Here is a 13,219-nt window from a genome sequence, read left to right as displayed (position 1 = left end):
GACAACGTGAACATGGTTGTAACCCTGATCCACCCAATCGCGATGGACGACGGCCTGCGTTTCGCAATCCGTGAAGGCGGCCGTACTGTTGGCGCTGGTGTTGTTGCTAAAGTTATCGCTTAATCGCTGATAATATTTGACGCAACACGCGGTAAAAGGGCATCATTTGATGCCCTTTTTCTACGCTGTGAACTAGAACCTATCTCATCAGCGATTTTGCAGTCATAATCATTGGTGAGATGGGCTCTTAAAACCGTATTGACTGAGATACGTCATAGCGTAAAACACCGAGATGCTGCCGAAGCAGCATCTGATCGGTTTGGTTTGCCTCGCGGTGCGAGGCAAAGTTGTCTGTTCTGAATTCATTGTGACAGGTTGGTTTATGAGTGCGAATACCGAGGCTCAAGGGAGCGGGCGCGGCCTGGAAGCGGCAAAGTGGGTGACCGTTGCCGTTCTGTTGGTTGTGGCTATTGTCGGTAACTATTACTACCGTGATTTCAGCCTGCCATTACGTGCGTTGGCCGTTGTAGTGGTTATCGCCATTGCAGGCGCAGTGGCGCTGATGACTACCAAAGGCAAAGCTACCGTTGCGTTTGCACGCGAAGCGCGTACTGAAGTGCGCAAAGTGATTTGGCCAACTCGTCAGGAAACGCTACATACCACGTTGATCGTTGCTGCGGTAACTGCCGTGATGTCACTGATTCTGTGGGGACTGGATGGTATTCTGGTCCGTCTGGTATCGTTTATTACTGGCCTGAGGTTCTAAAATGTCTGAAGCCCCAAAAAAACGTTGGTACGTCGTTCAGGCGTTTTCCGGTTTTGAAGGTCGCGTAGCGCAATCGCTGCGTGAGCATATCAAACTGCACGATATGGAAGAACTGTTCGGCGAAGTCATGGTTCCTACGGAAGAAGTTGTTGAAATCCGTGGTGGTCAACGTCGTAAAAGCGAGCGCAAATTCTTCCCGGGTTATGTGCTGGTTCAGATGGTGATGAACGATGCCAGCTGGCACTTGGTGCGCAGCGTTCCACGCGTAATGGGTTTCATCGGTGGCACCTCTGACCGCCCGGCACCGATCAGCGATAAAGAAGTTGATGCGATCATGAACCGCCTGCAGCAGGTTGGTGATAAGCCGCGTCCTAAAACGCTGTTCGAACCGGGTGAACTGGTCCGCGTTAACGATGGTCCATTCGCTGACTTCAACGGTGTTGTTGAAGAAGTGGACTACGAGAAGAGTCGCCTGAAAGTTTCTGTCTCCATCTTTGGGCGTGCAACGCCGGTGGAACTGGACTTTGCTCAGGTTGAAAAAGGCTGATCAATTAATCAGCGATAAGTGGCTTTTTGTCGCTTGTCAGAGGCGCGAAATTGAACTATAATTTCGCGCCTTTTGTTTTTATAGACCTTGCTCATTGAGCGAGGTGAAACACGGGGAGCCTCTTGTGAGGCGCTATTACCCAAACCGAGGAATTGTAAATGGCCAAGAAAGTACAAGCCTACGTTAAGCTGCAAGTTGCAGCCGGTATGGCAAACCCAAGTCCGCCAGTTGGTCCAGCTCTGGGTCAGCAAGGCGTTAACATCATGGAATTCTGTAAGGCGTTCAATGCTAAGACTGACAGCGTTGAGAAAGGCCTGCCGATTCCGGTTGTTATTACTGTTTATTCTGACCGTTCCTTCACTTTCGTTACCAAAACTCCGCCAGCAGCAGTTCTGCTGAAAAAAGCGGCTGGTATCAAGTCTGGTTCAGGCAAGCCGAACAAAGACAAAGTAGGTAAAGTGACTAGTGCTCAGGTACGTGAAATCGCAGAAACCAAAGCTGCGGACATGACTGGTTCTAACGTTGAAGCGATGACTCGCTCCATCGAAGGTACTGCTCGTTCCATGGGCCTGGTAGTGGAGGATTAAGAAATGGCTAAGCTGACCAAGCGCATGCGCGTGATCCGTGACAAAGTTGATGCTACTAAACAGTATGACATCACCGAAGCTGTTGCTCTGCTGAAAGAGCTGGCCACCGCTAAATTCGTAGAAAGCGTTGACGTTGCTGTTAACCTCGGCATCGACGCTCGTAAATCTGACCAAAACGTTCGTGGCGCTACCGTTCTGCCAAACGGCACCGGTCGTTCCGTTCGCGTTGCCGTATTTGCCCAAGGCCCTAACGCTGAAGCAGCTAAAGCTGCTGGCGCAGAGCTGGTAGGTATGGAAGATCTGGCAGACCAGATCAAGAAAGGCGAAATGAACTTCGACGTTGTTATTGCTTCTCCTGATGCAATGCGCGTTGTTGGTCAACTGGGCCAGATCTTGGGTCCACGTGGCCTGATGCCAAACCCGAAAGTGGGTACCGTTACTCCGAACGTTGCTGAAGCAGTGAAAAACGCTAAAGCAGGCCAGGTTCGTTACCGTAACGACAAAAACGGCATCATCCATACCACTATCGGTAAGGTTGATTTCGAGTCAGACAAGCTGAAAGAAAACCTGGAAGCTCTGCTGGTTGCGCTGAAAAAGGCAAAACCATCTCAGGCTAAAGGCGTGTACATCAAGAAAGTTAGCCTCTCCACCACCATGGGTGCTGGCGTTGCTATCGATCAAAGCGGCCTGACTGCTGTAGCGAACTAATCGCCTTGCGATTATCGCTTTGACTTGGGGCTAAGATTTGTCTAGAATCTTATCCCCCAAGGTTTCGCTATTGGTAATAGCTATCAGCGGAACAAAGATTTTTCGGTTGGAGCCTGGCCTATCCAGGCCTCCGTCCAAGACCGCAGGTGTATCGAAAGGTACTTAATCCTTCCTGCGTAGACGGTGACAGAGCCTAAAGAAAATTTTAAATTGTCTTTGCTGGATTCTGCTCACCGTGTTTGAACGCTCTCACCGCGTGATTTATCACAAGGTGTTGAGTGATGTGAGTGCCGGGGATTTCCCCCGGCTAAATCCAGGAGCAAAAAGCTAATGGCATTAAATCTTCAAGACAAACAAGCGATTGTTGCTGAAGTCAACGAAGTAGCCAAAGGCGCGCTGTCTGCGGTTGTTGCGGATTCCCGTGGCGTTACCGTTGATAAAATGACTGAACTGCGTAAAGCAGGTCGTGAAGCTGGCGTTTACATGCGTGTTGTTCGTAACACCTTGATGCGTCGCGTAGTTGAAGGCACTCCATTCGAATGCCTGAAAGACACGTTTGTCGGTCCTACCTTGATTGCATTTTCTCATGAACACCCGGGCGCTGCTGCTCGTCTGTTCAAAGATTTCGCGAAAGCGAATGCAAAGTTCGAGATTAAAGCTGCGGCCTTTGAAGGTGAGCTGATCCCTGCGGCACAAATTGACCGCTTGGCAACTCTGCCTACTTACGATGAAGCAATCGCACGCCTGATGGCAACCATGAAAGAAGCCGCTGCTGGCAAATTGGTTCGCACTCTGGCTGCACTGCGCGATCAGAAAGAAGCGGCATAAGCCCTCTTTCTTATCCGTTGCTTACGTATTTAAACTATTTCTGAATCTTAGGAACTTTTGTTATGTCTATCACTAAAGACCAAATTATCGAAGGCGTTGCAGCTCTGTCTGTAATGGAAATCGTTGAACTGATCGCCGCTATGGAAGAGAAGTTCGGTGTTTCTGCTGCTGCTGTAGCTGCAGGTCCTGCTGCTGCTGCTGAAGTTGTTGAAGAAAAAACTGAATTCGACGTTGTTCTGTCTGCTATCGGCGGCAACAAGGTTGCAGTTATCAAAGCAGTACGTGGCGCAACCGGTCTGGGCCTGAAAGAAGCCAAAGACCTGGTAGAATCTGCTCCAGCAGTACTGAAAGAAGGCATCAGCAAAGACGACGCTGAAGCACTGAAAAAAGCTCTGGAAGAAGCTGGCGCTTCTGTTGAAGTTAAGTAATTTTAACTTCTCAGAGTGCAGTCTGACTTAACAGACTGATGGCTGGTGACTTTTTGGTCGCCAGCCTTTTTGCGCTGTAGGGCGTCAGTAGAGTTTCACACTGTTTGGCTACTGGCTAACCCCAATATTTCTTTCTATCGACGACTTAATATATTGCTCTCCCTGCCGCAGCCGAATCTGCCGCACAGCGCGATGAAATGATTTAAGCGTGATAGAAACGAGTATTGCGGAAAGTGTTCCCGCTTTCCGATCCACAAAATGGTGTTGCATGAACCGTCCTCTATCCGGACGGACAGATTGGGTCACTGATCAGCGAGCTGAGGAACCCTATGGTTTACTCCTATACCGAGAAAAAACGTATTCGTAAGGATTTTGGTAAGCGTCCACAAGTTCTGGACATACCATATCTCCTTTCTATCCAGCTTGACTCGTTCCAGAAGTTTATCGAGCAAGACCCAGAAGGGCAGTACGGCCTTGAAGCCGCATTCCGTTCTGTATTCCCTATCCAGAGCTACAGTGGCAATTCGGAGCTGCAATACGTTAGCTACCGTCTTGGTGAGCCGGTGTTCGACGTCAAAGAGTGCCAGATCCGTGGTGTGACGTACTCTGCACCGCTGCGCGTAAAACTGCGCCTGGTAATCTATGAGCGCGAAGCTCCGGAAGGTACGGTCAAAGACATCAAGGAACAAGAAGTCTATATGGGCGAAATTCCGCTCATGACCGAAAACGGTACCTTTGTGATCAACGGTACTGAGAGGGTTATCGTATCTCAGCTTCACCGTAGTCCTGGCGTATTCTTTGACAGCGATAAGGGTAAAACCCACTCCTCGGGTAAAGTGCTTTATAACGCACGTATCATCCCTTACCGCGGTTCATGGTTGGATTTCGAGTTTGACCCGAAAGACAACCTGTTCGTGCGTATTGACCGTCGCCGCAAACTGCCTGCGACCATCATTCTGCGCGCGCTGCAATTCACCACTGAGCAGATCCTTGACCTGTTCTTTGCGAAAGTTGTATTCGAGATCCGTGATAACAAGCTGCAGATGGAGCTGGTTCCAGAACGTCTGCGTGGTGAGACTGCTTCGTTTGATATCGAAGCCAACGGCAAGATCTACATTGAGAAAGGCCGTCGTATCACCGCTCGTCATATCCGTCAGCTCGAAAAAGACGAAATTCAGAGTATTGAAGTACCGGTTGAGTACATTGCGGGCAAAGTGGTCGCGAAGGACTATATCGATACCAATACCGGTGAGCTGATCTGCGCAGCCAACATGGAGCTGTCGCTGGATCTGCTGGCCAAGCTGAGCCAGTCCGGCCACAAACGTATCGAAACGCTGTTCACCAACGATCTGGATCACGGTGCGTATATCTCCGAGACTATACGTGTCGACCCAACCAGCGATCGTCTGAGCGCACTGGTAGAAATCTACCGCATGATGCGCCCTGGTGAGCCGCCAACGCGCGAAGCTGCCGAAAGCCTGTTCGAGAACCTGTTCTTCTCTGAAGACCGCTACGATCTGTCTGCGGTTGGCCGTATGAAGTTCAACCGTTCTCTGCTGCGTGACGAGATCGAAGGTTCGGGCATCCTGAGCAAAGACGACATCATTGAAGTGATGAAGAAGCTCATCGATATCCGTAACGGTAAAGGCGAAGTGGACGACATCGACCACTTGGGCAACCGTCGTATCCGTTCCGTCGGCGAAATGGCTGAGAACCAGTTCCGTGTAGGTCTGGTGCGTGTTGAGCGTGCAGTTAAAGAACGTCTGTCCCTGGGCGATCTGGACACCCTGATGCCTCAGGACATGATCAACGCCAAGCCGATTTCGGCGGCGGTGAAAGAGTTCTTCGGCTCTAGCCAGCTGTCTCAGTTTATGGACCAGAACAACCCGTTGTCCGAGATTACGCACAAACGTCGTATCTCTGCATTGGGCCCAGGCGGTTTGACCCGTGAACGTGCCGGCTTTGAAGTTCGAGACGTACACCCGACTCACTACGGTCGCGTGTGCCCAATCGAAACGCCGGAAGGTCCAAACATCGGTCTGATCAACTCCTTGTCCGTGTACGCACAGACCAACGAGTATGGCTTCCTGGAAACTCCGTACCGCCGCGTGCGTGACGGTCTGGTTACCGATGAAATCAACTACCTGTCTGCTATTGAAGAAGGCAACTTCGTTATCGCTCAGGCGAACTCCAACCTGGATGATGACGGCCGCTTCGTAGAAGACCTGGTCACCTGTCGTAGCAAAGGCGAATCAAGCCTGTTTAGCCGCGATCAGGTTGACTATATGGACGTATCAACCCAGCAGGTTGTTTCCGTTGGTGCTTCACTGATTCCATTCCTGGAACACGATGACGCCAACCGTGCATTGATGGGTGCGAACATGCAACGTCAGGCGGTTCCTACTCTGCGTGCTGACAAGCCGCTGGTAGGTACCGGTATGGAACGTGCTGTAGCGGTTGACTCCGGTGTTACTGCCGTAGCCAAACGTGGCGGTGTGATCCAGTACGTGGATGCTTCCCGTATCGTTATCAAAGTTAACGAAGACGAGATGCACGCGGGCGAAGCAGGTATCGATATTTATAACCTGACCAAGTACACCCGTTCTAACCAGAACACCTGCATCAACCAGATGCCGTGCGTGAACCTGGGTGAGCCAATCGAGCGCGGCGACGTGCTGGCAGATGGCCCGTCCACGGATCTGGGTGAACTGGCGCTGGGCCAGAACATGCGCGTGGCGTTCATGCCATGGAACGGTTACAACTTCGAAGACTCCATCTTGGTGTCCGAGCGTGTGGTTCAGGAAGATCGCTTCACTACCATCCACATCCAGGAACTGGCGTGCGTGTCTCGTGACACCAAGCTGGGGCCTGAAGAGATCACTGCCGACATCCCTAATGTGGGTGAAGCTGCGCTCTCCAAACTGGATGAATCCGGTATCGTGTATATCGGTGCTGAAGTGACCGGTGGCGACATTCTGGTGGGCAAGGTAACGCCGAAAGGTGAAACCCAACTGACCCCGGAAGAGAAGCTGCTGCGCGCGATCTTCGGTGAGAAAGCGTCTGACGTTAAAGACTCTTCTCTGCGTGTACCAAACGGCGTTTCCGGTACGGTTATCGACGTGCAGGTCTTTACCCGCGATGGCGTGGAAAAAGACAAGCGTGCGTTGGAAATCGAAGAAATGCAGCTGAAGCAGGCGAAGAAAGACCTGACTGAAGAACTGCAGATCCTGGAAGCCGGTCTGTTTGCACGTATCCATGCGGTGTTGGTTGCCGGTGGCGTTGAAGCCGAGAAGCTGAGCAAACTGCCACGCGATCGCTGGCTGGAACTGGGCCTGACCGACGAAGAGAAGCAAAACCAGCTGGAACAGCTGGCAGAGCAGTACGACGAGCTGAAATCCGACTTCGAGAAGAAGCTGGACGCCAAGCGTCGTAAGATCACCCAAGGCGATGACCTGGCACCAGGCGTGCTGAAAATCGTTAAGGTTTATCTGGCTGTTAAGCGTCAGATCCAACCGGGTGACAAGATGGCAGGCCGCCACGGTAACAAGGGTGTTATCTCCAAGATCAACCCGATCGAAGATATGCCTTACGATGAAAACGGCACGCCGGTTGACATCGTACTGAACCCGCTGGGCGTACCATCACGTATGAACATCGGTCAGATCCTGGAAACCCACCTGGGTATGGCTGCGAAAGGCATTGGTGAGAAGATCAACCAAATGCTGAAGCAGCATCAGGAAGTGGCCAAGCTGCGTGAGTTCATTCAGAAGGCCTACGATCTGGGCGACGATGTCTGCCAGAAAGTTGACCTGAACACCTTCACCGACGACGAAGTACTGCGTCTGGCAGAGAACCTGAAAAAAGGTATGCCAATCGCCACGCCGGTGTTCGATGGTGCGAAAGAGACTGAAATCAAGCAACTGCTGGAAATGGGCGGAATCCCAACCTCCGGTCAGATTACGCTGTTCGATGGCCGTACCGGTGAGCAGTTCGAGCGCCAGGTTACCGTTGGCTATATGTACATGCTGAAACTGAACCACTTGGTTGACGATAAAATGCACGCCCGTTCAACCGGTTCTTACAGCTTGGTTACTCAGCAACCTCTGGGTGGTAAGGCGCAGTTCGGTGGTCAACGCTTCGGTGAGATGGAAGTGTGGGCACTGGAAGCATACGGCGCAGCTTACACCTTGCAGGAAATGCTCACCGTTAAGTCGGATGACGTTAACGGCCGTACCAAGATGTACAAAAACATCGTGGATGGCGATCACCGCATGGAACCAGGCATGCCGGAGTCCTTCAACGTACTGTTGAAAGAAATCCGCTCGCTCGGTATCAACATCGAACTGGAAGACGAGTAATCGTTTTTCCGGCTCAGGCTCCCGGCCTTAGGGAGCCTGAGGGTGGTTGTTCAGGTCACACGGGCGCGCGATTTGTCAGCGTGCGCCCAACAGGTTTAACTCCGACAGGAGCCAATCCGTGAAAGACTTATTGAAGTTTCTGAAAGCGCAAACTAAGACCGAAGAGTTTGATGCGATCAAGATTGCTCTGGCATCGCCAGATATGATCCGTTCGTGGTCGTTCGGTGAAGTTAAGAAGCCGGAAACCATTAACTACCGTACGTTCAAACCAGAACGTGACGGCCTTTTCTGCGCCCGTATCTTTGGGCCGGTAAAAGACTATGAGTGCCTGTGCGGTAAGTACAAGCGCTTAAAACACCGCGGCGTGATCTGTGAGAAGTGCGGCGTTGAAGTGACCCAGACCAAAGTGCGCCGTGAGCGCATGGGCCACATCGAGCTGGCATCACCGACTGCACATATCTGGTTCCTGAAATCGCTGCCTTCGCGCATCGGTTTGCTGCTGGATATGCCGCTGCGTGACATCGAACGCGTACTGTACTTCGAATCCTATGTGGTTGTTGAAGGCGGTATGACCAACCTCGAGCGTCGTCAGATCCTGACTGAAGAGCAGTATCTGGATGCGCTGGAAGAGTTCGGTGACGAATTCGACGCCAAGATGGGTGCGGAAGCTATTCAGGCCCTGTTGAAAAACATGGATCTGGAAGCGGAATGCGAACAGCTGCGTGAAGAGCTGAACGAAACCAACTCCGAAACCAAGCGTAAGAAGCTGACCAAGCGTATCAAGCTGCTGGAAGCGTTCGTACAGTCTGGCAACAAGCCAGAGTGGATGATCCTGACCGTGCTGCCGGTACTGCCACCGGATCTGCGTCCGCTGGTTCCGCTGGATGGTGGTCGTTTCGCGACTTCAGATCTGAACGATCTGTACCGCCGCGTAATCAACCGTAACAACCGTCTGAAACGCCTGCTGGATCTGGCCGCGCCTGACATCATCGTGCGCAACGAAAAGCGTATGCTGCAAGAAGCGGTAGATGCCCTGCTGGATAACGGCCGTCGCGGTCGTGCGATCACCGGTTCCAACAAACGTCCTCTGAAATCTTTGGCCGATATGATCAAAGGTAAGCAAGGTCGTTTCCGTCAGAACCTGTTGGGTAAACGTGTTGACTACTCCGGTCGTTCTGTAATCACCGTAGGTCCATACCTGCGTCTGCATCAGTGCGGTCTGCCTAAGAAAATGGCGCTGGAGCTGTTCAAACCGTTCATCTACGGCAAGCTGGAACTGCGTGGCCTGGCCACCACCATCAAAGCCGCCAAGAAAATGGTTGAGCGCGAAGAAGCTGTCGTTTGGGACATCCTCGACGAAGTTATCCGCGAACACCCGGTACTGCTGAACCGTGCACCAACCCTGCACCGTTTGGGTATCCAGGCGTTTGAACCGGTTCTGATCGAAGGCAAGGCAATCCAGCTGCACCCGCTGGTTTGTGCGGCATACAACGCCGACTTCGATGGTGACCAAATGGCTGTACACGTACCGCTGACGCTGGAAGCCCAGCTGGAAGCGCGTGCGTTGATGATGTCTACCAACAACATCCTGTCACCTGCGAACGGCGAGCCAATCATCGTTCCTTCTCAGGACGTTGTACTGGGTCTGTACTACATGACCCGTGACTGTGTTAACGCCAAAGGCGAAGGCATGGTGCTGAGCGGCCCGAAAGAAGCTGAGCGTATTTATCGCGCCGGTCTGGCCTCTCTGCATGCGCGTGTCAAAGTGCGTATCACCGAAGAGATCAAAAACACCGAAGGCGAGTCTGTACACCAGACTTCGATCATCGACACTACCGTTGGTCGCGCCATCCTGTGGATGATCGTGCCAAAAGGTCTGCCGTACTCGATCGTTAACCAGCCTTTGGGCAAGAAAGCGATCTCCAAGATGCTGAACACCTGTTACCGCATCCTGGGCCTGAAGCCGACCGTTATCTTTGCTGACCAGATCATGTACACCGGTTTTGCCTATGCAGCCCGTTCAGGTGCTTCAGTAGGTATCGATGACATGGTTATCCCAGCCAAGAAAGCGGAGATCATCGAAGAAGCGGAAACCGAAGTTGCCGAGATCCAGGAGCAGTTCCAGTCTGGTCTGGTAACCGCCGGCGAACGTTACAACAAAGTGATCGATATCTGGGCTGCGGCAAACGAACGTGTTGCTAAAGCGATGATGGAAAACCTGTCGGTTGAAGACGTGGTTAACCGTGACGGCGTTGTGGAACAACAAGTTTCCTTCAACAGCATCTTTATGATGGCCGACTCCGGTGCACGTGGTTCCGCCGCTCAGATTCGTCAGCTGGCCGGTATGCGTGGTCTGATGGCGAAGCCGGACGGCTCCATCATCGAAACGCCAATCACCGCGAACTTCCGTGAAGGTCTGAACGTACTCCAGTACTTCATCTCCACTCACGGTGCTCGTAAAGGTTTGGCGGATACCGCACTGAAAACGGCTAACTCCGGTTATCTGACCCGTCGTCTGGTTGACGTGGCGCAGGATCTGGTGGTGACCGAAGACGACTGTGGCACTCACAACGGCATCACGATGACTCCGGTTATCGAAGGTGGCGACGTTAAAGAGCCACTGCGTGAACGTGTTCTGGGTCGTGTGACTGCAGAAGATGTCATCAAGCCGGGTACGGCGGACATTCTGGTTCCACGCAACACGCTGTTGCATGAGAAGACCTGTGACCTGTTGGAAGAGAATTCTGTCGACAGCGTTAAAGTCCGCTCTGTAGTTAGCTGTGAAACCGACTTTGGTGTGTGTGCAAACTGCTATGGTCGCGACCTGGCACGTGGTCACATCATCAACAAAGGCGAAGCTATCGGCGTTATCGCGGCACAGTCAATCGGTGAGCCGGGTACACAGCTGACGATGCGTACGTTCCACATCGGTGGTGCGGCATCTCGTGCGGCTGCTGAATCCAGCATCCAGGTGAAAAACAAGGGTACGCTGAAGCTGAGCAATGTGAAGTTCGTTATGAACGCCGCAGGCAAGCTGGTGATTACCTCTCGTAACACCGAGCTGAAGCTGATCGACGAATTCGGTCGTACCAAAGAAAGCTACAAAGTGCCTTACGGTGCCGTGATGGGCAAAGGTGACGGTGCAGAAGTTAACGGCGGCGAAACCGTTGCTAACTGGGATCCGCACACCATGCCAGTTATCACCGAAGTGAGTGGTTTCATCCGCTTCGCTGATATGGTTGACGGCCAGACCATTACCCGCCAGACCGACGAACTGACCGGTTTGTCTTCTCTGGTCGTACTGGACAGCGCAGAGCGTACCGGTAGCGGTAAAGACCTGCGTCCGGCACTGAAAATCGTTGATGCTAAAGGCGACGACGTATTGATCCCAGGTACTGATATGCCTGCTCAATACTTCCTGCCAGGTAAAGCGATTGTGCAGCTGGAAGACGGCATTCAGATCGGTGCGGGTGATACCCTGGCGCGTATTCCTCAGGAATCCGGCGGTACCAAGGATATTACCGGTGGTCTGCCACGCGTTGCGGATCTGTTCGAAGCACGTCGTCCGAAAGAACCGGCTATCCTGGCTGAAATCAGCGGGATTATCTCGTTCGGTAAAGAGACCAAAGGCAAACGTCGCCTGGTAATCTCTCCGCTGGACGGCAGCGACGCTTACGAAGAGATGATTCCGAAATGGCGTCAGCTCAACGTGTTTGAAGGCGAAATTGTGGAACGTGGCGACGTTGTTTCTGACGGCCCAGAGTCTCCGCACGACATTCTGCGTCTGCGTGGTGTGCATGCGGTTACCCGCTACATCACCAACGAAGTGCAGGAAGTTTACCGTCTGCAAGGCGTTAAGATTAACGATAAACACATCGAAGTTATCGTTCGTCAGATGCTGCGCAAAGGCACCATCGTTAGCGCTGGTAGCACCGAGTTCCTGGAAGGCGAGCAGGCTGAAGTGTCTCGCGTTAAGATTGCCAACCGTCAGCTTGCTGCTGAAGGTAAAATCGAGGCAACCTTCTCACGCGATCTGCTGGGTATCACCAAGGCTTCCTTGGCGACCGAGTCCTTCATCTCCGCAGCATCGTTCCAGGAAACGACGCGTGTTCTGACCGAAGCGGCTGTTGCCGGTAAGCGTGATGAACTGCGCGGCCTGAAAGAGAACGTCATCGTGGGCCGTCTGATCCCAGCCGGTACCGGTTACGCTTATCACCAGGATCGTATGCGCCGTAAAGCACAGGGCGAAGTGCCGGTTGTTCCGCAGGTCAGCGCGGAAGAAGCGACAGCTAACCTGGCTGAATTGCTGAATGCAGGTAACCTGGGCGGTAACGACGAGTAATCGTTGATATGCCCTGGGGTCCGGTATGCCGGACCCTTGCCAGATAAACCGCTCCTTCGGGGGCGGTTTTTTTTTGCCTGAATCACACGCCGATGACGCCCTTCGCCTGCTGGTATTGCCGAACGCTTGCTACCACCACATCCGGCGCCACCACACCTTCTCGCCCTAAAATCACCGCCCGCGAGGTACCCTGAGCGACGATCCGATCTCCGATGCTGAAGGTATGGGTGGCATAGAAATAGCGCTCGTCCCAGTGGGTAATGCTCATGCTGACCTGATAGCGCTGGAAGGGTTGCAGCGCCTTTTTGTAATCCATGGTGTGCTGGCTGATGATCGGCGACCAGCGCCGTTTAAGCATCAACGCCATCAGGCCGGTGCGGATAAACAAATCGACCCGATTCAGGTCGCATACCGTCATGTAGCGGCCATTGTTCATATGCAAATTGAGATCGATGTCATTCAGCCACACTCGGGTCGCCAGTCGGTTGGTCAAAGCGTCCATCGACATGCGTGGCTTCCAGCACGATGAGAGTAAAACCCAGATCAGTCGCAGGTACAGATTCATGGTGGTTATCCCGCAGAGTTATCAGACCGGTTCAGCGATCAGACTTTAAATGTGGTCCAACCAGTTTGTTTTGTCAAAAGGCCGGTGAGA

Annotated in this window: 10 protein-coding genes; 9 read left to right on the top strand and 1 reads right to left on the bottom strand. The window is 52.6% G+C overall.

All coding sequences use genetic code 11. The annotated features are described in order from the left end of the window. From D4100_RS24965 to rpoC, 9 genes are all read left to right on the top strand, one after another. Positions 1-123: EF-Tu C-terminal domain-related protein (locus tag D4100_RS24965; protein WP_079452499.1), on the top strand; the 123-nt coding region annotated here is incomplete at its 5' end. A 259-nt stretch (positions 124-382) separates the two neighbouring features. Next, complete coding sequence (gene secE / locus D4100_RS24960; RefSeq protein WP_065506797.1) at positions 383-766, top strand: preprotein translocase subunit SecE; 384 nt, start codon at positions 383-385, stop codon at positions 764-766. Between the two features lies 1 nt (position 767). Continuing rightward, entirely contained in the window at positions 768-1,313 is a 546-nt protein-coding gene (gene nusG, locus D4100_RS24955) for a transcription termination/antitermination protein NusG (protein WP_004953928.1), read from the top strand. Between the two features lie 158 nt (positions 1,314-1,471). Then, complete coding sequence (gene rplK / locus D4100_RS24950; protein ID WP_006323135.1) at positions 1,472-1,900, top strand: 50S ribosomal protein L11; 429 nt, start codon at positions 1,472-1,474, stop codon at positions 1,898-1,900. Between the two features lie 3 nt (positions 1,901-1,903). Beyond that, the gene (rplA, locus tag D4100_RS24945; RefSeq protein ID WP_012004742.1) at positions 1,904-2,608 is read left to right on the top strand and encodes a 50S ribosomal protein L1; all 705 of its coding nucleotides are present in this window, start codon (positions 1,904-1,906) and stop codon (positions 2,606-2,608) included. 330 nt (positions 2,609-2,938) lie between these two features. Continuing rightward, positions 2,939-3,436 carry a 50S ribosomal protein L10 gene (rplJ, locus tag D4100_RS24935; protein ID WP_006323136.1) on the top strand — a complete coding sequence of 166 codons (498 nt, stop codon included), beginning with the start codon at positions 2,939-2,941 and terminating at the stop codon, positions 3,434-3,436. 62 nt (positions 3,437-3,498) lie between these two features. Further along, on the top strand, positions 3,499-3,864 hold the full coding sequence (gene rplL, locus D4100_RS24930) for a 50S ribosomal protein L7/L12 (RefSeq protein ID WP_006323137.1): 366 nt from the start codon (positions 3,499-3,501) through the stop codon (positions 3,862-3,864). A 329-nt stretch (positions 3,865-4,193) separates the two neighbouring features. After that, positions 4,194-8,222 (top strand): DNA-directed RNA polymerase subunit beta, encoded by a 4,029-nt coding sequence (gene rpoB, locus D4100_RS24925; protein ID WP_065505744.1) that lies wholly within the window; start codon positions 4,194-4,196, stop codon positions 8,220-8,222. Positions 8,223-8,340: 118 nt separating this feature from the next. Then, complete coding sequence (gene rpoC / locus D4100_RS24920) at positions 8,341-12,564, top strand: DNA-directed RNA polymerase subunit beta' (RefSeq protein ID WP_065505745.1); 4,224 nt, start codon at positions 8,341-8,343, stop codon at positions 12,562-12,564. A gap of 82 nt (positions 12,565-12,646) precedes the next feature. Here the strand turns inward: rpoC and D4100_RS24915 are convergent, their stop codons facing one another. Beyond that, a complete protein-coding gene (locus D4100_RS24915) occupies positions 12,647-13,072 on the bottom strand; it encodes a thioesterase family protein (RefSeq protein ID WP_065505746.1) in 426 nt (141 codons plus the stop codon). Positions 13,073-13,219 lie beyond the last annotated feature (147 nt).

The sequence above is a fragment of the Serratia inhibens genome, from assembly GCF_003591175.1.
Taxonomy (GTDB): Bacteria; Pseudomonadota; Gammaproteobacteria; order Enterobacterales; family Enterobacteriaceae; genus Serratia; species Serratia inhibens.
This window is presented reverse-complemented; position numbering and strand designations above follow the sequence as displayed.